The 21,123-nt window shown below is 59.5% G+C and carries 21 protein-coding genes; 12 read left to right on the plus strand and 9 right to left on the minus strand.

The annotated features are described in order from the left end of the window. Positions 1 to 387: 387 nt before the first annotated feature. From H8K11_14905 to H8K11_14920, 4 genes are all read left to right on the plus strand, one after another. On the plus strand, positions 388 to 2,535 hold the full coding sequence (locus H8K11_14905) for a mechanosensitive ion channel (GenBank protein MCS6265043.1): 2,148 nt from the start codon (positions 388 to 390) through the stop codon (positions 2,533 to 2,535). Positions 2,536 to 2,593: 58 nt separating this feature from the next. Next, positions 2,594 to 3,136: a YaeQ family protein gene (locus tag H8K11_14910; GenBank protein ID MCS6265044.1), complete on the plus strand. Its 543-nt coding sequence runs from the start codon at positions 2,594 to 2,596 to the stop codon at positions 3,134 to 3,136. Between the two features lie 67 nt (positions 3,137 to 3,203). Then, positions 3,204 to 3,596: a translation initiation factor gene (locus H8K11_14915; GenBank protein ID MCS6265045.1), complete on the plus strand. Its 393-nt coding sequence runs from the start codon at positions 3,204 to 3,206 to the stop codon at positions 3,594 to 3,596. A gap of 6 nt (positions 3,597 to 3,602) precedes the next feature. Next, positions 3,603 to 4,718 (plus strand): DNA alkylation repair protein, encoded by a 1,116-nt coding sequence (locus tag H8K11_14920; GenBank protein ID MCS6265046.1) that lies wholly within the window; start codon positions 3,603 to 3,605, stop codon positions 4,716 to 4,718. Between the two features lie 15 nt (positions 4,719 to 4,733). Here H8K11_14920 and H8K11_14925 read toward each other — a convergent pair whose 3' ends face one another. The 4 genes from H8K11_14925 to H8K11_14940 all read right to left on the minus strand — a co-directional run bounded on the left by H8K11_14925 (position 4,734) and on the right by H8K11_14940 (position 7,779). Continuing rightward, positions 4,734 to 5,342: a short chain dehydrogenase gene (locus H8K11_14925; protein ID MCS6265047.1), complete on the minus strand. Its 609-nt coding sequence runs from the start codon at positions 5,340 to 5,342 to the stop codon at positions 4,734 to 4,736. Positions 5,343 to 5,408: 66 nt separating this feature from the next. Beyond that, positions 5,409 to 5,723: a hypothetical protein gene (locus H8K11_14930; protein MCS6265048.1), complete on the minus strand. Its 315-nt coding sequence runs from the start codon at positions 5,721 to 5,723 to the stop codon at positions 5,409 to 5,411. 69 nt (positions 5,724 to 5,792) lie between these two features. After that, positions 5,793 to 7,007 (minus strand): trypsin-like peptidase domain-containing protein, encoded by a 1,215-nt coding sequence (locus tag H8K11_14935; GenBank protein MCS6265049.1) that lies wholly within the window; start codon positions 7,005 to 7,007, stop codon positions 5,793 to 5,795. A 649-nt stretch (positions 7,008 to 7,656) separates the two neighbouring features. Then, entirely contained in the window at positions 7,657 to 7,779 is a 123-nt protein-coding gene (locus tag H8K11_14940; GenBank protein MCS6265050.1) for a transposase, read from the minus strand. Between the two features lie 357 nt (positions 7,780 to 8,136). Here H8K11_14940 and H8K11_14945 point away from each other — a divergent pair, with 357 nt between their 5' ends. The 3 genes from H8K11_14945 to H8K11_14955 all read left to right on the plus strand — a co-directional run bounded on the left by H8K11_14945 (position 8,137) and on the right by H8K11_14955 (position 11,593). Beyond that, entirely contained in the window at positions 8,137 to 8,973 is an 837-nt protein-coding gene (locus H8K11_14945) for an aldo/keto reductase (protein ID MCS6265051.1), read from the plus strand. A 68-nt stretch (positions 8,974 to 9,041) separates the two neighbouring features. Further along, positions 9,042 to 10,658, plus strand: a complete 1,617-nt coding sequence (locus H8K11_14950; protein ID MCS6265052.1) for a Na+/H+ antiporter — start codon at positions 9,042 to 9,044, stop codon at positions 10,656 to 10,658. A 293-nt stretch (positions 10,659 to 10,951) separates the two neighbouring features. After that, positions 10,952 to 11,593 carry a hypothetical protein gene (locus H8K11_14955; GenBank protein MCS6265053.1) on the plus strand — a complete coding sequence of 214 codons (642 nt, stop codon included), beginning with the start codon at positions 10,952 to 10,954 and terminating at the stop codon, positions 11,591 to 11,593. Between the two features lie 182 nt (positions 11,594 to 11,775). On the opposite strand, the gene H8K11_14960 is transcribed toward H8K11_14955, so the two are convergent. Next, a complete protein-coding gene (locus tag H8K11_14960) occupies positions 11,776 to 13,068 on the minus strand; it encodes a hypothetical protein (protein ID MCS6265054.1) in 1,293 nt (430 codons plus the stop codon). A 74-nt stretch (positions 13,069 to 13,142) separates the two neighbouring features. Then, a complete protein-coding gene (locus H8K11_14965; protein ID MCS6265055.1) occupies positions 13,143 to 13,490 on the minus strand; it encodes a hypothetical protein in 348 nt (115 codons plus the stop codon). A 157-nt stretch (positions 13,491 to 13,647) separates the two neighbouring features. Here H8K11_14965 and H8K11_14970 point away from each other — a divergent pair, with 157 nt between their 5' ends. From H8K11_14970 to H8K11_14985, 4 genes are read left to right on the plus strand one after another with little or no spacing between them, the layout of a single operon-like run. Continuing rightward, positions 13,648 to 14,118, plus strand: a complete 471-nt coding sequence (locus H8K11_14970) for a GNAT family N-acetyltransferase (protein ID MCS6265056.1) — start codon at positions 13,648 to 13,650, stop codon at positions 14,116 to 14,118. Continuing rightward, a complete protein-coding gene (locus tag H8K11_14975; protein MCS6265057.1) occupies positions 14,115 to 14,534 on the plus strand; it encodes a hypothetical protein in 420 nt (139 codons plus the stop codon). Before H8K11_14970 ends, H8K11_14975 begins: the two co-directional genes overlap by 4 nt. Before the next feature lie 3 nt (positions 14,535 to 14,537). Next, entirely contained in the window at positions 14,538 to 15,776 is a 1,239-nt protein-coding gene (locus H8K11_14980) for a TIGR03862 family flavoprotein (GenBank protein ID MCS6265058.1), read from the plus strand. Next, a complete protein-coding gene (locus tag H8K11_14985; protein MCS6265059.1) occupies positions 15,763 to 16,323 on the plus strand; it encodes a serine hydrolase family protein in 561 nt (186 codons plus the stop codon). The genes H8K11_14980 and H8K11_14985 overlap by 14 nt, the downstream gene beginning before the upstream one ends. A gap of 90 nt (positions 16,324 to 16,413) precedes the next feature. Here the strand turns inward: H8K11_14985 and H8K11_14990 are convergent, their stop codons facing one another. Further along, complete coding sequence (locus H8K11_14990) at positions 16,414 to 17,196, minus strand: carbon-nitrogen hydrolase family protein (protein ID MCS6265060.1); 783 nt, start codon at positions 17,194 to 17,196, stop codon at positions 16,414 to 16,416. Positions 17,197 to 17,335: 139 nt separating this feature from the next. Between H8K11_14990 and H8K11_14995 the strand changes: the two genes are divergently transcribed. Further along, positions 17,336 to 18,652 carry an NAD(P)/FAD-dependent oxidoreductase gene (locus tag H8K11_14995; protein MCS6265061.1) on the plus strand — a complete coding sequence of 439 codons (1,317 nt, stop codon included), beginning with the start codon at positions 17,336 to 17,338 and terminating at the stop codon, positions 18,650 to 18,652. A 23-nt stretch (positions 18,653 to 18,675) separates the two neighbouring features. Here the strand turns inward: H8K11_14995 and H8K11_15000 are convergent, their stop codons facing one another. Both H8K11_15000 and H8K11_15005 read right to left on the minus strand, forming a co-directional pair. After that, positions 18,676 to 19,701, minus strand: coding sequence for a DUF481 domain-containing protein (locus tag H8K11_15000; GenBank protein ID MCS6265062.1), 1,026 nt, complete (start codon positions 19,699 to 19,701; stop codon positions 18,676 to 18,678). A gap of 153 nt (positions 19,702 to 19,854) precedes the next feature. After that, entirely contained in the window at positions 19,855 to 21,099 is a 1,245-nt protein-coding gene (locus H8K11_15005) for a hypothetical protein (protein MCS6265063.1), read from the minus strand. Positions 21,100 to 21,123: the final 24 nt, after the last annotated feature.

The following is a 21,123-nucleotide window of genomic DNA, read 5'->3' on the forward strand; positions in this document are numbered from 1 at the left end:
GCGCCGGCGGCCCATCGATCTTTCCTCGCTTGACGTCTGACTCCTCCCGTGAGCCTGATTCCTCCGCCTCAGGGAGAGCAGCGCAATGGCAGCAGCCTTCCCTTCCAAAGCCTGCCGACCCGGGAGATCTCTCCTTGGTTCGATTCGACACCGCTTGTACAATCGGGATCAGCTCTATACAACTAGATCTGACCTATGTCTCATCATAAGAGGTGTCGGCTCGTGCGCATCATGTTCGCTGTGGTCTTTGCCTGCCTTCTGAATTGCTCCCCGGCTCCGGCTTGGCTTTCGCAGGCCACAGCTGCTTCATCGGACAAGGACACTTCAGCCGGTTCCAACGGACCGGCTTCCCAGGGTCCTTCCAGTCAATCGACATCAGCCTCGCTCGTGAACGAGTTGCAAAGCAAACGAGAGGCTGCGGAACAAGAGCTCGGCGAAATCAATTCACCGCCGACTCTGCGGAAAGGGGCGCCCCCCGGGACCACGGATGCTCGATTGTTGGAGCGCCGCTCCTTGCTGCAGCAGTTGGTGCAGACGTATGAGCAGCATCTCGATGCCTTGAGGAAGTTCGATCAAATGCGCCTGCGCGTGCGAGAGATCGAACGCCAGAATAAGGAATGGGACGGGTTTTCCACACCGCCGCCCTATTCGGTGCTGATGGTCGATGAATTGCGTGATGCGGCACGGTCGATGGCGCTCACGGCGCAGGGCATTCAAACCAGGCTGACTATGACTGAGAGTATCGCCGACAGCACGCGGCGCAATTTGAAGGCCTCCCAAGAGCAGGCTCGCCAAGCTTCCGAACGTCTCGAAGGCGTTCAGGACCCGGTGAAGCGAGAGGCTCTTACCTGGGATCGTGACTTGGCTCAGTTACGCGAGCGCGTGGAGTCGGCGCGGACGGGGATGTTAGAGGCCGAAAAGGCACAGATCCAGGAAGAGCTGACGGAAGCGCAGCAGCGTATCACGCTGCTCAAGCGACAACGTGCCGTCGCGGCGCAGGACGTTGAATTCACCAAGCAGGATTACGACAAAATCAAGAAACGGCTCGACGCCGACCATCGGGCGCTGATGTCGGAGTTGGACCGGGCGCTGCTGGAACAGGCTGCGCAACGGCAGGCAGTCTCGGCCAGTGAAGCCAAGCTGGCCGCCGCAGATCGCAAGGCCCCTCCTTCCTCCAAGACCTCTTCCCGTGGTCTCAAAGAAGAGGGGGTCTCGCACTTCACCGAAGCCGTCGAGCTGGCCCGTCTTCAATTCGACAATGCCAATTTGCGCGTCGATTTCCTTCGCCAAATGGTGAATGGCCTGGAGCGTGAACGGCAGATCTGGGATATTCGCTACGCCACCGCCCAGGGGACTCTGTCCGTTGTCGAAGAGCGTGATGCGTCGCAGAAGCTGAGCGCTGCCGCCAAGCGGATTCAGGGGTGGAAGGAATACGGGTTACAGCAGCTCGGCATGGTGGGAAGCCAGATCAGCGACGTGGAAAACCGGCTCGAAGAGACGTCCTCGTCTGCCACCGGTCAATATCTCAATGACATGCTCCGTGCCTATCGTCAGCGGGAAGATCTCTATCGGCGCATGCTTCAACGAACGGATTCGCTGTTGGGATTGATCGAACATCGGCAGACCGAGTTCGTTCAGCGTGAGCAGGCCCGTTCCATCGTCACGCGCCTGGAAGATTGGGGAACATCGTCTCTGGCCGTGGTCGGGAACCTGTGGAATGTCGAGTTGTTCACCGCCGAGGATACGATCGAGGTGGACGGGAAGAGCGTGACCGGACGCCGCAGTGTCACCGTCGGAAAAGTGCTGACGGCGATCGCCCTCCTGGTCATCGGGTATTGGGGCGCGGTGATCTTGGCACGGTTTGCAGAAAAGCAGGCGATCAGGCGACTGCAGGTCGATCCGAATGTCGCCAACATCATTCGCCAGTGGGCCTTGGCCTTTCTTTTTCTGGTGCTCGTGAGCATTACGCTGACGTTCGTCAAGATTCCGATCACCGCCTTTGCCTTTCTGGGAGGCGCGCTGGCGATCGGCGTCGGATTCGGCACTCAAAATCTCCTGAAGAACGTCATCAGCGGACTGCTGCTTCTGATGGAGCGTCCGCTGCGTGTCGGCGACGTGATCGAAGTCGATGGGATCAGGGGCATGGTCACCACCATCGGGTTGCGCTCGTCGACGATCCGAGACGTCAATGGTGTGGAAACCCTCATTCCGAACAGCAATTTGCTGGAGCGGAACCTGACCAACTGGACCTATTCCAGTTTCCGCAAACGTTATTCGATCCGGATCGCGGTGGCGACCGGATCTGATGCGCGACGCGTGAAAGAGATGCTTCGAGACCTGGCCGGCCAGCACGGACAAATTCTCAAGGAACCCGAACCCTATGTCCTGTTTGAAGATTTCAGTGAGCATGCGCTGGTGTTCGCCCTGCATTACTGGATCGACATCGGTCCGAGCATCGACCCGGCGACCGTTTCCAGTGACCTCCGATTTATGATCGAGAACACGTTTGCTGAAGCCAAGATTGTCAGGAAATAACCTGCCGATCGCTCACTCGGCAATCTGAACCTGTTCTTTACGGGGAACAAGCACCCACATGGCTCCGAATGCGACGATTTTCAAGGCCGTCCTCCACATCGCCGATGTGGACCGCCACTATTACCAGGACCATACGGTCACCCTTGCGCGCCATCCGTCAGAAACCGACGAGCGGATGATGGTGCGGTTGTTGGCCTTTGCATTTCATGCGCATGAGGCGCTGCTGTTTGGCCGGGGGCTGAGCGCTGAAGATGAGCCGGCGCTCTGGCAGAAGGATTTGACCGGGCTCATTGAGTTGTGGATCGAAGTGGGCCTGCCGGATGAGAAGGCGCTTCGCCAGGCCTGCGGCCGCGCCCAACAGGTCTGCGTCTACAGCTATGGCGGTCGCGCCGCCGACCAGTGGTGGAAAGAGAATGTGGCTGCGTGTGAGCGGTTGAAGAATCTGACCGTGATGAATCTCTCGCCGGAGGGAAGCCGGGCTCTGGCCGGGCTGGCGCAACGCAACATGGACTTGCATTGCACCATTCAAGACGGGCAGCTATTGATCGGCGACGGGACAAATGCCGTGCAGATTGAGATGACGACCCTGAAGGAATCGTGACGCGTGAAAGGTGAAACGTAAAACGTGAAGCGTATCTCGCGAACGACGAGTTGTGGAGCATGACGGCATGACGGAGAAGAAACGTATTCCCACCGACGGTGGGCCGGTTCAGTGGAATAGTCCGTTTGCGGCCTTGAAGAATCTTGAACTGCCGCCGACTCCATCGCGAGGCAAGGCCGAAGGCCCCGCCACAGTCTCGCCAGGGCCGGCGAAGAACCGTGGGCGGGTGGATATCATCCGGCAAACTGCGCACCGCGGCGGCAAGACGGTGACGGTCGTGACGGGATTCACCGGTATCGGTCAGGATGAAAAAGAGCGACTGGCGAAGGAGATGCAGAAGGCCTGCGGCGTCGGGGGTACGGTGAAAGAAGGGCGGATCGAAATTCAAGGCGATAAGCGCGATGACGTGGCGCGCATTCTGACGAAAGCGGGATTTCGGCCGGTGTTTGCCGGCGGGTGAGGTCTCATGGCTGAGCCGCTCAAGAATAGTTTCGGGGCCGATGTTCCACGGACCGTCGCGAGGATGATTGCCGCCGTCTTCCCGCGATTCGACGAGCAGGGGTTCGTCAGGTCTTCGTTGGACGGGTATGACGCGTTGGAGCTGATGCCTCGAGGCTGGAAAATCGCCCATCAGCTTCGCCGGTCCTTGCCGGAGGACTATGAGAAGGCCATCGAGATTCTTCTGGCGTCGCTGGACCGGAAACCGGAGCGAACCGTGGCCCAGGGGATGAGCGGCTTTTTGTTTCTTCCGCACGTGTTCTTCGTGGCCGAATATGGACTTGAACATTTCGAAATCTCCATGCGGGCGCAATATGTCCTGACGCAGCGATTTACGGCTGAGTTCAGCATTCGCCGGTATCTCGAGCGGCATCAAGCGGCGACCTTGGCCCGTCTCAAGGAATGGTCGGCTGACTCCAGCGAAGATGTGCGTCGTCTGGTGTCGGAAGGCACGCGCCCCCGGCTGCCCTGGGCTTCCCGGTTACGCGCCTTTCAGGCCGATCCGCGCCCCGTGCTCGCGTTGCTGGAGCGACTGAAAGATGACCCGTCGCTCTATGTGCGTCGAAGTGTGGCGAATAACCTGAACGACATCGGCAAGGACCATCCCGCCCTGCTGGTGGAGACGGCTACGCGATGGATGGAGAACGCGACGGAGGAGCGCCGGTGGATCATCCGGCATGCGTTGAGGTCGGCGGTCAAGCGGGGTGAATCAGCCGCGCTTGGACTGTTGGGATTCGGGGAGGCCGCACGTATCTCAGTGGAGAAGGTACAGATTTCCCCGCAGCGGCCCGCAATCGGCTCGTCTGTGGCCATCGCCTGCGAGATTGCCAGCCGGGCTTCGGTGGTTCAACGGCTGTTGGTGGATTTGCGGGTGCACTACGTCAAGGCCAGTGGTGTGCAACGGCCGAAGGTGTTTAAGTTGAAACAGGTCGAACTGGCTCCGCGAGAAACGGCTCCGGTGCGCAAAACATTGGCTCTCGATCAATTGACGACAAGAACGCACTATCCCGGGCGACACGCGGTTGAGGTGTTGATCAATGGCAGGCCGTATCCGCTGGGCACGTTCGAGCTCACGGATCGATAACAAACGCAGTCGTGTTTACCTGCCCGCCTGTTTCCTCGGATCGATCACCTGACCCGTCATCGTGCCTTCCACACTGGCGAGATAACCTTGCGCGACCGTCTCAGCCGGCAGGCCGATCGACGGGTCCATGCCTCTGGCGATGAGTGTTTCCGTCACCCAGGGCGGGCTGACGACATTCACACGCAGGCTTCGCGGCAGGTCGATGGCGGCGGCACGGACGAACCCTTCCAATCCGGCATTGGCCATGCTGATCGCGCAGCTGCCTTTCATGGGTTCCTGGCTGAGCACGCCGCTGGTGAGCGTGAACGATCCATGGTTGGTCACGAACGGTCTGCCGATCCGCACGAGATTTGCCTGGCCCATCAATTTGTTTTTCAGTCCGATGAAATAGTCGTCGTAGGTCAGGTCGTCCAGACTCGCGAACTTGGCGATCCCGGCGGTGCTCACGACTGCGTCGCAGGTGCCGATGGTCTTGAAGAGGCTGGTGATGGAGTCCGGCGAGGCCAGGTCAACCTGGTATGTTCCCTTCTTGTGCCCCACCGTCACCACATCGTGCCTCGTCGAGAGCAGCTTCACGACGGCGGATCCGATGGTACCCGTGCCTCCGATCACAATCACCCGCATGCCGAACCTCCCTTGTTCATGAATGACCGAGTGTAGTCATGGGGCTCTGTGCGGCGCAAGAGTCGTTTACTCAGGACTGTCGATGACGTATTGCGCTCTGGCCGAGGGTGCTGTGGTCGGCTGAATGTGGCGGCAAGGGGGAATGTCCGCCTGTAGCCGTCGCAAGAGCACGGTGATTTTCATGTTGGCCGGCACCTCGCAGAGCCACACGTGCATGCCCGATTCGAGGTCGTCGAAGTGTCGCTGCACGGAAAATCCAGGTTTCTCCATGAAATAGGCAGAGAGAAATCCGTTGATGGCCTGCACGGTCCAGGGATGGTCTTTGATGTATCGATAGGTGAGTCGAAGTTCCACGACCTGATTGACTGGCTCTGCATCCATGTCTGCTCCGCTCCTCACGTGGTGACTGCGCACTCTAGCAGGTTGTTGAGAACGGTCGCCAGCGGCCTCCTACCTAGACACCTTAATGAGCACAACGTTACTCGCATAGGCATCCTGCATATCTCTGGCCGTAGCGGGTTGTTTCACTTGGTTGGACTCTGTGCAAGGGCTAGAGGATGTCATGGAGATCATACTTTTCAAATAAGAGCTTTTGACCGCGAAGTTAACGTTTTGCGGAAAAACTCCCGTCGTTCTTAGCATTTTCTTGTTGTTCAAGGTCGAGGTCACAACGCCGATGACGCGTCCCGATTGGTTTAATAGTGGGCTTCCACTATTTCCTGCCTGAATCGGGATGCTGATTTGAAAGACTCGGGGATCATTATCGATGCCCAGCACGTTGCTCACGAGCCCTTGGCCAATGCTGGGAGAAGTAGCTAAGAGCCCAGAGAGTGGATAGCCAATTGCGAATACCGCATCACCGGATTTGACTTCGTCTGAATTGCCGATCGAGAAACAGGGCGCATCCTCAACAGTAGAGGCCACGCCATGAAGTTTTGAAGGATCAATTCGAAGCAAAGCCAGATCATTTTGCGCGTCTTTCAAAAGGAGATCCGCTTTCAGTTCCGTTGATCCACCTATCACCGAAATTCTTCTCGCCTCCTTAACAACGTGCCAATTGGTTGCGATCAAGTCTGACGCTACAAAAAATCCCGTTCCCGTACTGTCCTCTTGTTGTCTCAGAGAACCCGTGTTAGCGGTTTTGGGATAATTTCTAACGAACGTTGTCCGTTGTTGCCTGCCAAATCGATCAGAGAGAGTGAACTCCAAGAGGGTAGGGGATGGCAGAAGAAACATGGTCCCGATCTCATTATGTTCGTAATCGAAATAGGACCCGCTATAAGCTTCTGGAGAAGCAGTTTCTTTTAAAAGGAGCTTAATATCCCCTCTACTCCATGTGTCAACCCGCGAGTCTGCGATGACGCCTAAATAGTCATATTCTTTATATTGTTCCATCGTGTTACGGATGATCGCCACTTCATAATTGTTCGAACTTCCTATCCACACGCCTTCGATAGGGGTTAATTCGCGGTTAGCCAAATATTCCTCGATGAGTTGGGCGCGGCTTCTTATCCTTACCCCCGGAGTCGCTTTGTCATACAAGCCAGCAGCCGCGAAGCCCGGCGTTCCGACCACTCGGTTACCTTGCGCATCAATGCTGCAACCGGTTAATCCGCATGCGCAAATAAGGACCAGTCCTACGGACCACAGCAGCTTAGATTTCATAGCGATTCCATTTCCGTCGGCATAATGCCACGTGCTTTAGTGAACTACTATACTCACGCGGCTGAAGTATAACCCTCACCTTTTGTCATCTCAATCAGCTCCTAGTATAGGGTTGCTCAGGGCAAATAATGACTTTCAAGTCGAGAATAGGGGTCGAAGAGCACAAGGGAGTTTTTGTTTTATGATCCTTTCGGCCTCCTTCGTGGGCGGAGTGTCGATTCCATCCCGAATCGTTTCGCCATTCTCCGAATCCAGGGTTCGTCGCCGAACAGGCGACCTCGGTGCACACTCACTCGGAGCGACTCCAATTCCGGTGCAGGGTTAGGGTGATTCACGCGCGTCAGACAATCTCGTGGCCAATCGACGGGCCAGTCGCTGCCCTGGGCGTCAATTTCTGGTCCTCCTGATGCTTCGCCAGAGGCTCACCCATTGCCAGTTTTCTTCCCGCAAGACCAACATCGCGCGTTGCATTGCGTTCCACATGGCGCACGATCGTCAGAAGGTGTGCATAGGTTTGAACCGGAAACGATTTGAAGCGACCTTGATAGATCGGTCTGGTTTCCGTCCTGTGGTGGTGGGCATGCCAGCGTTGCGTAGGCGTTACGGTGATCCACCGCAGCGTCTCAGACAGTTCTCCATTCTGACGATGTCAGATCAGGAGGTGCCAGTGCTTGGGCATCAGGCAGTATGCGGCGATGCGAATGCGAGTCTGAGCCTGAACCTCGGCCAAAATCGTTTCGAGCGCGGCATAGTCGGAGGGTGTGCCGAACAACGACTATCGGCCCATGCGATGATTCAGGACGTCATAGGCAAGGTCTTCGACTGCGAGTCGTGGGCGGCGCGACATGGGCGATCTTGTGCCGATACGGTGCGATCATGCCAATAATGACTCCGGTCTCCTTCTCATATGCCACCTCTTTGTCAGCCTGTCTATCGCCGTGTGTGTTATGCCCGTCGTCCTCTCCTACAGTCCTGGCGGATCGCCCATCACGCAACCGTCTTCACCCGCGACCAACAGGCTCAGGGCTTCTAGTATGATCTCGACGGTCTAAGCACGATCTTTGATCAGTGGAAACGTTGAGACCGTCGCCAAGATCTGTGTATGGTACGGCATGGAGGGGTTCACGCCATGTTGACTGCCTATAATCAGGTTCCACTTCCGTCGTTCATGTACGGGACCGCATGGAAAAAAGAGGCGACAGCGCCGTTGGTGCAACAGGCCGTGGCCGCAGGGTTCACGGCAATCGATACGGCCAATCAGTTGATCCATTACGAGGAAGCATTGGTCGGAGAAGCGCTGGTGGCGCTGGCGAAGCAGGGCACACCGCGGGACCGGCTCTTTCTGCAAACCAAGTTCACGCCGGTGAACGGTCAGGACCATCGCACGCCCTACGATGCGCAGGCCGATCTCACGACGCAGGTAACACAATCTCTTGCCAGTTCCCTCGCCCATCTCCACACCGACTATCTCGATTCCTATGTCTTGCATGGCCCCTATGGGCGGCGTGGTTTGAGCGATGCAGATTGGGAGGTCTGGGCGGCCATCGAAGCGCTCTACATTGCGGGTAAGACGAAAATGATCGGCATCAGCAACGTGACGGCGGATCAACTCACCCTGCTTTGTGCGCGGGCGGCACATCGGCCCATGGTGGTGCAGAATCGCTGTTATGCGGCGCTGGGCTGGGATCAGGACGTGCGGGCCATCTGCCGGACTCACGGCATCATCTACCAAGGCTTCTCGTTGTTGACGGCCAACCGGGAGCTGTTCGCCGATCCCGAGGTGCGGGCCATGGCCGCCAGGTACGGCATGGGGCTGGCGCAACTGGTGTTCCGATTCGCCATGCAGATCGGCATGTTGCCGCTGACCGGCACGACCAACCCGAAACATATGCAGGAAGACCTGCGCTCCGACCAATTCACGATCGCCCCCGACGATCTCCAGCGACTGGAAATCATCGGGATGTAACCGGTTGCCTGTCGCAGCGACGCTCGGCCCGACCCGCGCGATCGTCCCGGAAACGGTTTTGTGCATCGATGAAAAGCCTGCATCAACTCGAAGTGATCATCATGTTGCTTGCGGTGGTACTCGCGCTGACGACCGTCGCGCAGAAGATCCGTATCCCGTATCCGATCTTTCTCGTGTTGGGTGGTCTGGCGCTGGGTCTGGTGCCCGGTTCACCCGCAGTGATACTCCATCCTGACCTCGTGTTCCTGGTCTTCCTGCCGCCGATCTTATGGGCGGCCGCCTATTTCACGTCTCTGCGCGAGTTTCGGCAGAACCTCCGGCCGATTTCGCTGCTGGCGGTCGGGTTGGTCCTGGCGACCTCCGCCGGGGTGGCGTTCGTGGCCCATGCGCTCTTGCCCGGTATCGGGTGGGCGGAGGCCATCGCGCTGGGTGCGATCGTCTCGCCGCCCGACGCCGTGTCTGCGACGGCCATCGGGAAACGGCTGAGAATCCCGCGCCGGATCGTCACGATCCTGGAGGGTGAAAGTCTGGTCAACGACGCCACGGCGCTGGTGTTGTATCGGGCGGCTGTGGGCGCCGCAATGAGCGGGTCGTTTGCACTCGGCCATACGCTGTTCGAGTTTGTATTCGCCGCGCTGGCGGGAGTGGTCATCGGCATTGGTGTGGCCTGGCTCACGCGGTGGGCGCTCTGCGCGACGGACGACGGGTTTACGCAGATCGGCGTGACGTTGCTGGCGCCGTACATCGCCTGGGTGTGCGGGGAGTCGGTGCATGCCTCTGCCGTGCTGGCTTGTGTGGCTGGTGGACTGTACCTTCGTCAGTCGTTCAGCGGCGCGGTATCTCCGGCCACCAGATTGCAGGCTCGCGCGGTGTGGGATCTGCTGATCTTTATCTTGAATGGAGTCATTTTTATCCTCATCGGACTGCAACTGGGCGCGTTACGCGATTCGGTGCCGCCGGGCCAGTTCGCACCGGTGCTCATCGCCGGAGCCTGGGTGAGCGCGACCGCTATCGTAGTGCGGCTTCTCTGGGTGCCGTTGGCCGCTCTCATTCCCAGATGGGTGAGCGCGACATTGCGTGCACGTGATCCGATGCCACCATGGTCCGCCCTGTTTCTCATTTCCTGGACCGGCATGCGCGGGATCGTGACTCTGGCTGCCGCATTGGCGCTGCCGGTGACAACCGGCACCGGTGTGCCGTTTCCATTTCGCTCTGAAATTATTCTGATCAGCTTCACCGTGATTCTTGCGACCCTGGTCCTGCAGGGCCTCTCCTTGCCGCCGATCATCAGGCTGATGCATCTCAAAGAAGACGATGGGCTGGAGCAGGAAGAAACATCGGCGCGGGAACATGCGGCGACGGCGGCCTTGAATCGGCTGGATCAAGTCGTCACAGAAAACTGGGTGTCGCTGGAGCAGGTCGAGCGGGTGCGGCTGCGGTACCTCCAACGGCTGGAGCGCCTCACCCGGGCTAGTCTGGCGGAGGGACAGATGTCCGTCTCGACCACTGAATCGGTCCAGCGTCTGCAGCATGAAGTGCTCACGGCCGAGCGGGTCGCCTTGATCGGGCTTCGGGATAACGGCACGATCAGCGACGAAGTCCTTCATCGTTTAGAACAGGAACTCGATGTCACTGCGCTCCACCTGGGCGTCGGCGAGCGACGTCTCGGCAGAACCCACGCGTAAGCAAGGTCTGTTCGGCTGACTTTCTCGTGATCAGGAACGTCGCGGGCGTAAGGGCGTGACAACCGGCTGCAACTCCTCTCGCCTCGCCGACTTCGCTATCCTGTTCTCTCGTTCATAGACCGGTTGTTGCGCGACTGCCACGGTTGTTCCCTCCTTCGCGGTAACACTTCAGAGGACTTTCCTCCCTTCCGGCGACTAATGGATAGTGCGCCCTCGGCAATAGGCAGGGGGCACCGAATACATGTGCTCGTGTCCGGTTGATGAGCCGGGCAGGGCGAGCAAGGAGTGGGAGAATGGCTGGCGCAAGGCGTTCGAAGGTCGCAATTGGTGTGGTCCTGGTGGGACTGTTGTGTGGCATGGGGTGGGGACCCGCCCAGGCTGAGGAAGGCGGCGCGGATCCTGACGTGAAAACGGAAGAGCCGCATTGGGTGATTTCGATTCGAGGCGGTGTGGCTCAGGCGACGCAGGACCATGTCTCCAATGCGGTTGCCTCGTTGGGGGGCGCGGGCAGCCTCCAATTCCTCTATCAATTTTCTCCCTATTTTCGTTTTGGTCTGACCGTCGATGGTCAGCAGCAAGCAGTGGATGTGAAGAACGGGGCGGGCACCTTCGGTGATCTGTTGACCGTCGCGGTCATGCCGACGATTGAAATGCGTCCGTTTCAAACCACCACCGCGATTCCATACCTCTCAGTCGGCCTTGGCATGAATTTCAACATGTTCTCGACGGCCACGCGGGTGCTTCCGCTGGATTACGGCAATACGTTTGCGGCGCGAATCGCAGGTGGACTCGATATCCCGTTGACGCCTCACTGGAGTCTCAATACGGAAGTGGCTTGGCGGCTCAATAAGGGAGAGTGGACCCAATCGGGCGCGACCGGTCGGTTCGATGCCACGTCTGTCCTTGGCTTAGTCGGTATTCGATATCTGTTCTGACGCTTGCTCCGGCGATCGTTCCGCAGGAGCGCCGTATGTGCTTGTCCCGCCTTGTTCTGCTGTCCTTCATCCGATGCTCTTTCGGTGACCTCCGCTGTCGGTGAGTCCACCGTACCGACAGCGGAAGCCACCTTGCTTGACGCGCGAATCTGCTGCGGGTAGGTTCGTGCCCTGTAGAATTGTTAGAAGTATTGTGTGATGCCGATTTGAAGAAGCGAATTGGGGCTTGGGGCTAGCAGTTGTGCGAAATCCACACGCAGCAATGTGTTGGCGAGAAACGTGGGCACCACCCTGATGCCTGCCCCGACATTGACCGTGCCGATCCAATCCCTCTGACTGCCCTCTTCGGTAAAAGGTTGAAAGGCGCCGAAATCTGAAAAGAGCACTCCTTGCAGTGCCCAGCGTGGTGCGACTTGAATCGCATGCCGCAACTCCAGGTTCATATAGGTCTGCGCCCGATTGCGATAGAGATTGTCGGAGAGCCCTCTGACTCCTGCGATACTCCCCATCAACACACTGTGATTTGGATTGCGGCTGTTGTTCACCGCCTCGGCGACCGTATTGATCATCAGGACCGTCATGGGAGTCAGGGGGATTCCCTGGAGGTATCGAAGGCGCGCCTCGTGACGCGGCTGGTTCGCGCCGAGGAAGTACCCCGGTCGGAGCTCCAGCGCGATGCGATACCCGGATGGCACCAGATCGTGCCAATGGTATCGGTCCCAGGTCAGTTCGGGAATGAGACCCACATAGTAGCCATCCGGTGGCCGCCCCCCTGTCCCTGTTTGGTCCTGGACGAGTTCACGGTAGATTTTGGCGACCACCTCATAGCGCAAGGGAGATCCATAGGCAAAGGGTCCTTTGAGTTCGAATTCGCCGCCGATGCGGTTGCGCGTCCAGGTGGCGCTCGAATCGGCAAAGCGGATGCCGTTACTACTGTAGGAGCCCTTCACTTCTTTCGCCCAGTGGTCCGGTCGGTATGCGTGTTCCGAGATCCACACATCCACGTTCGGTCCTCGCTGGCTGTAATTGAACTGACCCCCGATCTGTGTGCCGGTACCACCCAGGTTATATTCCACGAAACCGGCGGTGGCATTCAGATCTTTGACGCTGGTGCCGCTCGTAAAACTCAAGATGGGAGAGAGGGAAAACTTCTCCTGCACATCCACGGCCAGGTTTCCATCATGTGCCGCCACCTGGACCCGATCGAAAAGGCTGAGGTTTCGGATGCGTCTCTCAAACTCCTCGACCTCTGTGCGAGTGAATTCTGAGGGGATCGGCCGCGGAAGCAATCGCCGGATCGTGTCTTCTGTGGTATGCAGCAGGCCGCTGATTTCTACCTTGTGAATCGCAATGGTTCCGTCCTCTGCATGAGCGGAATGTGCAGGTGCAGCATGGAAAATGATGACCATCGCACAGGAGAGGATGATCGGAAGGAACAATACGCGCGCGCGTCGCTCGCAATGAGTAGAGTGCATCGCAGGCTCCCATGATAAAAGCAGGTCCCACCGTGATGAACAACGGAACCGTCAGTGGAGAGGCTGGATGTGGTTTAGATTCGAAGGGGAAGGAGGAGCGGAATAGGGCTGCTGCGCGGCGGCCGCTCATGAGTGGGGGCCGCTCGTGTGCTTGAAATGGTCGGCAGGCAGGCGGACATGAGGAGAGCCGCGAAGGCGACCCATGCCCAGGCCGGCCAGACGATACCAACCGGGCCATCGGTTTTCTGTGACGCCATCAGGATATGTTCGGCGGGATTGTCGGGCTCTTCCGGAGGGGGAGTTCCTTCGGCGGATGTGCTGAGATCCGGCCCCTCGAACGCAAGGTCCATGATGAGATCTCCGGTAATCGCGAGCGAGACGACCAGCGTCAGCCAGGCGATCACACGGGTGTGTCGGGCCATTCTTCTCATGCGCAGCATGAGGCCAACTATAGGGTCGAGACTCTGGTCTGTCAATTGATGGCGCCCAAGCGAGATCAAGATGGCTGCAGCGAATCTTCTCGTTCCGAGTGACGTGTCGGTGCTTGACGCGCGAGCCTGCTGCGGGTAGGTTCGCGCCATGTCGATTCGTCTCACTCACGCCCAACCTTCCGATGCGCCGCTCGTGGCCGATTTGGTCGGTGAGCTGTTGCAGGAGATTATGACAGCCATCGGCGTGAAGGCGTTCGAATTCTCCAGGGTCGAGACCGAAGGGCGGGCGCGGGTCTGGTTGGCTGACGGGACCTATACGGTGTTGTTGGCGTATGACGACGAGAAGGTTGCCGGTTTTCTGACCCTGTCGGAAAGTCGCTCTCTCTATGCGGAAGGCACGTTCGGCACCATTCCGGAACTGTATGTGCGTCCGGCATTCAGGTCCTGCAACGTGGGCACAGCACTCGTGGCGGAGGCGGCAAGGGTGTCCCGCGCGCGAGGATGGACCAGGCTGGAGGTGACGACACCTCCGCTTCCGCAGTTCGACCGGACTCTGGCGTTTTATGAACGACAGGGATTCAGCATTTCCGGCGGGCGGAAAATGAAACTGCCTCTGTGATCCGGCTCGTTGTTCAAGAAGAGCGAACCGGCTGTGGCATCGCGGCAGCGGCCGCGTTGGCAGGTGTGTCCTATGCTCGCGCGAAGGCCGTTGCCGCGTCGTTGGGCATCTCTGCTCAAGATCCGAAGCTGTGGTCCGAAACGGCATCGGTGCGGCGGCTGCTGACACAATTCGGTCTGCGTCCCTCGCGGGCGACCAAACCGTTTCGCTCCTGGACCGATTTGCCGGATTGCGCGTTGCTGGCCATCAAGTGGCATCTGGAGCAGGGACGACCGTTCTGGCATTGGGTGGTGTTCGTGCGAGAGAACGGCCGGTCGTACGTGGTAGATTCCAACCCGATATTGAAGGCTCCCCTTCGGACCGACTTCGGGCGTATGAGGCCGGTGTGGTTTCTGACTGTGACGAGGAAGAGGTAACAGGTGAAGATCGCGATTATCGGTGGTGGGCCGGCCGGGCTCATGGCCGCTGAGGCGGCATTGGCCGGCGGGGCGCACGTCGCGCTGTACGATTCGATGGCGTCGGTGGGACGCAAGTTTCTGTTGGCCGGAAAAGGCGGGCTGAACCTGACTCACTCCGATCAGCCCGACCTGTTCCTCAGCCGATATGGCGAGCGCCGCGCGCAGGTTGCGCCCTGGTTGGCCGAGTTCGGGGCCGACGCGGTTCGTACGTGGGCGCGGGGGCTTGGTGTCGAGACGTATGTCGGCTCCTCCGGTCGTGTGTTTCCGACGGATATGAAGGCGGCACCGCTGTTGCGCGCCTGGTTGCGGCGATTGCGTCAGGCGGGATTGACGATTCATGTGCGGCATCGTTGGCAGGGCTGGGATGAACAGAAGGCCCTCCGTTTCGAGACGCCGCAAGGCGCGAGTTCCGTACGGGCGGATGCGGTCATCCTGGCGTTGGGTGGAGGCAGTTGGCCCAAGCTCGGCTCTGATGGTGCCTGGGTGCCACTGCTCGCGGGGCGTTCCATTTCGATCGCTCCGTTGCGCCCGGCGAACTGCGGGTTTGATGTCGGGTGGACCGAACACTTCCGAACCAAGTTCGCGGGGCATCCGGTGAAAACGGTGGGTGTGGTGGCGAAATCACCGACCGGCGTCGTGATGCGTCGCATGGGGGAGTTCGTGATCACTGAGACCGGTGTCGAAGGCGGCGTGATCTATGCCGTGGCCTCTTGCCTCCGCGATGAAATTGAAGCCACCGGCCGTGGCACGCTGCGGTTGGATCTGGCGCCGGACCGTGAACTGCCGCGTTTGATCAAAGATCTCTCTCAGCCGCGCGGAAAAAAGACGATGGCCACGCATTTGCAGCGGCGCGCCCATATCGACGGGGTGAAGGCCGGGCTGCTTCGTGAGATTGTTTCCAAGGAAGATTTTGCAGATCCGACCCGTCTGGCTGCCGCGATCAAAGCCTTGCCGCTCACCCTGACGGCGCCTCGTCCCTTAGAGGAGGCGATCAGCACGGCCGGCGGTGTGACCTGTGAGGCGCTCGACAAGCGGTTGATGCTCAAAGCGTTGCCGGGGGTCTTCTGCGCAGGAGAAATGGTGGATTGGGAGGCGCCGACGGGCGGGTATCTGCTCACGGCCTGTTTTGCCAGTGGCCGGACCGCCGGTGCGGGGGCCGTCGCCTGGCTCGCGGAGCGCGCAGGACGTGCCAAGTCATAAGAGGACCAGCGACGGGGTGGTGGCTCTGGTGGTTCCGGGCATCGGTAATTCGGGGCCCGGTCATTGGCAAACCTTGTGGGAAGCGCGGCATCCCGGGTGGCAGCGCGTGCAGCAGAGGGACTGGGATCGTCCGGTCTGTGCGGAATGGCTGCGCGGGCTTGATGCCGCCATGGCTCGTCTTTCTGCTCCGCCTGTGCTGATCGCGCATAGCATGGGCTGCCTGCTGGTCGCCCACTGGGCGAAACGTTCCTCGCTTCCTGTTCGTGCGGCGTTTCTGGTCGCAGTCCCGGATCCTGCCGGCCCCATGTTTCCGCCTGCTGCACAAGGTTTTCAGCTGGTCCCTTCGGAGAAACTTCGGTTTCCCAGTCTGGTGGTGGCGAGCAGCAACGATCCGTTCGGTTCCGTCGCCTATGCGCGGGGTTGTGCTGCTGATTGGGGCAGTGACTTTGTGGAGGTTGGTGCAGTCGGCCATATCAATGCAGACAGCGGTATCGGTGACTGGCAGGCCGGGCTTGCGTTATTCGATAGCTTCTTGAAGTCGTTGTGACCCGCTCGCCGTCCGCGTTCGTATCTCGTCAGGACGAGATACGAACGATGGGATACGGTATGCGCTCGATGCGTTTCACCGCGTATGTCGCTAGAGCAGGATCTGTCGATATTCCGGCGAGGCGAGTGTTCCTGCTTTCAGGTTCCAGTCGATGAGGAAAATGGTAGACCGTTCCGAGGACATCGAGAGGAGCCGCTGTCCGTTTTGAGCCACCACACTGTCGGCCTTCCTGAAATCGAGTGTGCGGTCGGCGCCGGTGCGGTTGCACACGAAGAGGGGCAGCCCGGTGTCTTTCGTGCATCGTTCCCATTCGCCGTTCGGGCCATGCAGCCCAGGAGCCCAGGCCGCCGATGAGACCAGGACCTGCGCGCCTTTCGCCTTCAAGCTGTTGGCAATGCCTGGTGAGTAGGCGTCGGCGCAGATGAGCATCCCGACGTTCCCGAGCGGCTCCATCGGAAACACCGTCGTTTCCGTGCCCGGAGTCGACCAGGCTTCGGACCCGACGCGCAGCGCATTGATCTTACGATGTGATCCTGCCAGGCGTCCGTCGGGGGCGATGGCGAAGACGGTGTTGTAAAGTCGGCCGGATTGCGGGTCCCGCTCGGGATGTGACAGGAAGATGGTGACGCGCTTCCTGGCGGCGAACAGCCGAACCTTCTCCATCCAAGGATCGGGCTGCGGGGTGATCCAGTCCGTGCCGAGTGTGTCGGCGAAGGTGTAGCCGCTGACCGCGAGTTCCGGCGTGATGATCCACCCGGCCCCGAGGCAGGCGGCTCTCGTGATCGCGTGAGCGATCAGGTGACGATTCTTCGCCAGGGCGCCGGGTATCGGAGCCAGATGCAAAAGTGCGATGCGCAGGGTCGATCCGGCCATAGGTCAGGATTGTGAGATGAAGGTCGGAAACTTGTCGCAGGACTGTATCATATGCCGCGCCGTCGATCGACCCGCAGGACTGCCATGCCCATGCTCGTACGTATCAGCCAGCGGTTTGCCAAAAAGATGAGACGAATGAATGATCCCTCCAACGGTTGATCTCTGTGTGATCGGGGCTGGAGCGGCGGGATTGGCGGCCGGTATTTTTGCCGCCGAGCGAAATCCTTACCTGACAATCGACTTGCTGGACGGGGCAAAGACCATCGGGGCCAAGATCCTGGTGTCAGGCGGAGGCCGGTGCAATGTCACCCATGATGTGGTGACGCCGGATGATTTTTTCGGTACCCGCCACCTGGTGCGCAATGTGCTCGCGGCCTTCCCTGTTCGGGACACGATCCAGTGGTTTGCTTCCCTCGGTGTCGATCTGAAGTGTGAAGAAACCGGCAAACTGTTTCCGGTGACCGACAAGGCGCGGACCGTATTGGAGGCGCTCCTTGCTCGCAGCCGGGCGCTCGGGATAGTCCTTCGTCCCGGTCATCGAGTCACCGATATCGCCCGCCTTGACGACACACAAGGCGCGGACAAGCCGGAGCCTGCCCAGTTCGTGATCCGGCACCAAGAAGGCGAGACCGTCGCGCGGCGTGTCATCCTGGCCACCGGCGGGCGGTCGTTGCCACGGACGGGGAGTGACGGTTCGGGTTATGGCCTCGCGCGACGTCTGGGCCATCGGGTGACGCCGACTGTCCCGGCGTTGGTGGCCCTGGTCCTCGACGATCGGTGCTTTCATAGCGGGCTGTCCGGGCTTTCACAGGAGGTCGAGATCCAGACGGTGGTGCAGGGGAGGCCGGTCGATCGGCGGACCGGCAGCTTACTCTGGACGCATTTCGGGATCAGCGGACCGGTGGTGATGGATGCGAGCCGATTCTGGTGCCTTGCCAGAGAACGTGGTGAGGCGGCGGAGGTGTATGGAAATTTCCTGCCCGGACGCACGACGGAGCAGGCGCGGGAGTGGTTTCTGCATCAGGCGGCGAAGAATCCGCGGCGGTCGCTGCTGAAGTTATTGACGGAAGTCTTGCCCGAGCGATGCGCCGAGACCCTCTGTCGTCATGTGGAGGGCGACCCGCAGCAGGCCTGCGCCCAGGTGTCACGAAACACTCGTGATCGTCTCCTGTCGGCGCTCACCCGGTTTCAGTTTCCTGTCGTGCGCGATCGAGGGTGGAACTTTGCAGAAGTGACGGCCGGGGGAATTCCGCTCGAAGAGGTCAACTTCCGCACGATGGAGTCAAAGGTGGTCCCCGGCCTATATCTGGTCGGGGAGGTGCTCGATTGCGACGGGCGGATCGGCGGATTCAATTTTCAATGGGCCTGGGCGACCGGACGGCTGGCCGGACGAGCGGCAGCCGTGACTCCCGGCTCCGGGAACGGCGAACAGGGTGAGCGGGCGGCGGGCAAATAGGAACGCCGCTAGGCACTCGGCTGTCACTTGAATTCGTAGCCCACACCAAAAATGAGGGATTCGTCGATTTTCTCCCGTCCCGGCGCGGGTTGCGTATTCAATCGAAGGTCGTATTCCACATTGAAGAAGAGATTCTTATAGACCGTGATCCGGACTCCCTGGTCCGCATTGACGCGGAACGCATTGCCGGCATTGACGTCGTAGAAGCCTTCATGGCGGTGGAAGACTTTGACGCGGTCCGGCCATACGGCATGTTCCCAGCGCAGACTCCATCGGCCTGATGGGGTTTGTGTGTTCGGACTGTTGGTAAAGTGCTCGCTCACATGAGCAAGGCCGAGGGAGAGCGAGAGGGTGGTTCGGGCACTCTCGTAAAACTGATATCCCAAACCGCTACCGATCGTGGATCGGAGCTGGAGGTTTTGCAGGGTGTCTTTTTCAAGCATGCCGAAGGATTCGATGAAGATTTGCTTGCTGAGGAAGTAGTTGTGCTTCACGCTGGCCAGTGAATTTCTAGCCGTCACGAGCTCGCCGGCCTGCCCGTAGTTGTATTTTCCTTCGAGTAACAGTCGCTGGCGGTACGCTTGAATCGTCAAGCGGGCGGCGCTGTTGAAAGCTTTCGTGCTGCTGTTGCCGGAGGTGCTGTTGCCGCCGACTGTGACCGTCCCGGTCAGTCGGAGCGGCTCGAGATTGATGGCGGTGACGTCGGCCAGGGGCACGGGACTCTCGGGCCCCAGTTCTCTGGTTTCCCGCAGGGCCTGTGCGCCGTACAGAAAATCTCGAAGTACATCGTGCGATTCGCCCGGCACCAGAATCTTCAGTGTGCCGTCGGACTTCAGACTCTCGACTTTCCCCCAATCGATTTTCACCTCACCCCCGTAGTCGGTCTGCAGGGTGAGGACGCGCTCCTCCATTTTGAGAATCGTCCCGGTCAGTCGATCTCCATTCAGCAGGTGTACTTCGTCGGCCCGGGAGGGCAGAGCGAGACACAGACTGATGAGGAATGCTAGCCACTGCCACGGCAGGGCGCGACTGATGACATTGCGGTACATGGGTGTGAATCAGGGGCGGACGGGTACGTCACTCGTGGCGAGAGCCGGGCGGCCCGCTTTCTGTCGATGGCCCAACCCTACTGGAGAGCCCGGTGGAGTTGCAAGAGACAGGAAGACAAAAGTGCAGCCACGGCCCGGCCTAGGGGCCTGGTACTATTTTGCGATGGTGATGCTGGGCACACCGCTGCGCGAGACTTCAGTGACGGTCATTTGGAAGAGCTGGTAGAGCAACTTGAACGCTTCACGGTTCCAGCGGGCGAGCGGACCCGTGACATTCACGGCGTAATACTTGCCGTGGGACTGCACCGTCAAGTCCGATCCGGACGGCGAGGAACCCTCGACGAGGAGATCCAGCGTCTTCGACGGATTGTCCAGGAACGGCGGTGTCCGGACATCCTTGTCGACGTGGTATTCGGGTTCTTCCTCGATGGATTGAGCGAGAAAATTGAGCATGGTGTTGAAGCTTCGCAGCCGGAACTCGCCTTTTAACGGCCATTCGCCACCATAGTGCCCCGGGCGAATATCGAACGCCACATCGTTCATCGGGCGTTGGTCCACTTCTTCGTGCAGCCTGACGCGTTCCTCGCGCGGGAGCGTATCCGGGTCGTAGTTCGTGATGAGAATTCTCCCGGAGACCGGTTTGCGGAGGGTGTAGGTTTTTTGCAGTGGGTTATACGTGACGAGGTACTCCTGCTCCAGGGCTTTGAAACCCTCTGCCGTCACGGATTCCCCCGGAATGGTCCAGGTGCGTTCAAAGAGCAGCGATTCGGCGTAGAGCTTATTGGCATCCTGAATGGCGGAGAGATGCAGGACGACCTTCCGAAACATCTCGTATCCGCTTTTGTCGGCGGGGCTGTTCCGATAGGGCACATCCTCGCCGTTGCTTTTCAGCCGAAGCTCTTTTGCCATGAGACGAAGCAGCAGGTCGATGTCACCGCCCTGCCGGAGGAGAAGCGTGAATTTGCCTTCTTGAAACGGGGTCAGGAGACGCCGCGTGAAGTCTTCCCCTTCGATCGGTGCAATGCTGATGGTCGGATTCTCCGCGACACTCCCGCCGAAGAGCGGCAGCAAGGTTTTGCCGGCGTCGCCGGTTAATGCCGGCGTCGCTCCGGCACTGATGCGGAAATCGAATGTGGCGGCGATGTTCGAGACGCCGGTGAAGTGAACCGGCTGATGATGATGAGCCCTGGCGATGTTGATGAGCAGCTGTTTGGAAATGGCATCCGTGATGGACTCATCGTAGGCGAGGACGGCGCGATTCAGGGTCGGAGGAGAAAGGCAGCCTGCGAGGCTGAGAACGGCCAGGAGGCCGACCAGGCCGCGGAGCCGTCCGGCGTGAATCCTGTCGTGCGCTGGGTCGGATCGACGTTGATGGTTCATCGGCAGGGGTTCTACCATATCTCTTCAACGGAGCCTAGGGCC

Source organism: Nitrospira sp. (assembly GCA_024998565.1).
GTDB lineage: Bacteria > Nitrospirota > Nitrospiria > Nitrospirales > Nitrospiraceae > Nitrospira_A.

Coding starts and splice junctions, on each gene's coding strand:
- H8K11_14945 (MCS6265051.1), top strand. CDS start 8,137: ATGTTGACTGCCTATAATCAGGTTCCACTTCCGTCGTTCATGTACGGG.
- H8K11_14910 (MCS6265044.1), top strand. CDS start 2,594: ATGGCTCCGAATGCGACGATTTTCAAGGCCGTCCTCCACATCGCCGAT.
- H8K11_15005 (MCS6265063.1), bottom strand. CDS start 21,099: ATGGTAGAACCCCTGCCGATGAACCATCAACGTCGATCCGACCCAGCG.
- H8K11_15000 (MCS6265062.1), bottom strand. CDS start 19,701: ATGTACCGCAATGTCATCAGTCGCGCCCTGCCGTGGCAGTGGCTAGCA.
- H8K11_14920 (MCS6265046.1), top strand. CDS start 3,603: ATGGCTGAGCCGCTCAAGAATAGTTTCGGGGCCGATGTTCCACGGACC.
- H8K11_14995 (MCS6265061.1), top strand. CDS start 17,336: ATGATCCCTCCAACGGTTGATCTCTGTGTGATCGGGGCTGGAGCGGCG.
- H8K11_14955 (MCS6265053.1), top strand. CDS start 10,952: ATGGCTGGCGCAAGGCGTTCGAAGGTCGCAATTGGTGTGGTCCTGGTG.
- H8K11_14965 (MCS6265055.1), bottom strand. CDS start 13,490: ATGGCCCGACACACCCGTGTGATCGCCTGGCTGACGCTGGTCGTCTCG.
- H8K11_14935 (MCS6265049.1), bottom strand. CDS start 7,007: ATGAAATCTAAGCTGCTGTGGTCCGTAGGACTGGTCCTTATTTGCGCA.
- H8K11_14915 (MCS6265045.1), top strand. CDS start 3,204: ATGACGGAGAAGAAACGTATTCCCACCGACGGTGGGCCGGTTCAGTGG.
- H8K11_14950 (MCS6265052.1), top strand. CDS start 9,042: ATGAAAAGCCTGCATCAACTCGAAGTGATCATCATGTTGCTTGCGGTG.
- H8K11_14925 (MCS6265047.1), bottom strand. CDS start 5,342: ATGCGGGTGATTGTGATCGGAGGCACGGGTACCATCGGATCCGCCGTC.
- H8K11_14970 (MCS6265056.1), top strand. CDS start 13,648: ATGTCGATTCGTCTCACTCACGCCCAACCTTCCGATGCGCCGCTCGTG.
- H8K11_14990 (MCS6265060.1), bottom strand. CDS start 17,196: ATGGCCGGATCGACCCTGCGCATCGCACTTTTGCATCTGGCTCCGATA.
- H8K11_14960 (MCS6265054.1), bottom strand. CDS start 13,068: ATGCACTCTACTCATTGCGAGCGACGCGCGCGCGTATTGTTCCTTCCG.
- H8K11_14930 (MCS6265048.1), bottom strand. CDS start 5,723: ATGGATGCAGAGCCAGTCAATCAGGTCGTGGAACTTCGACTCACCTAT.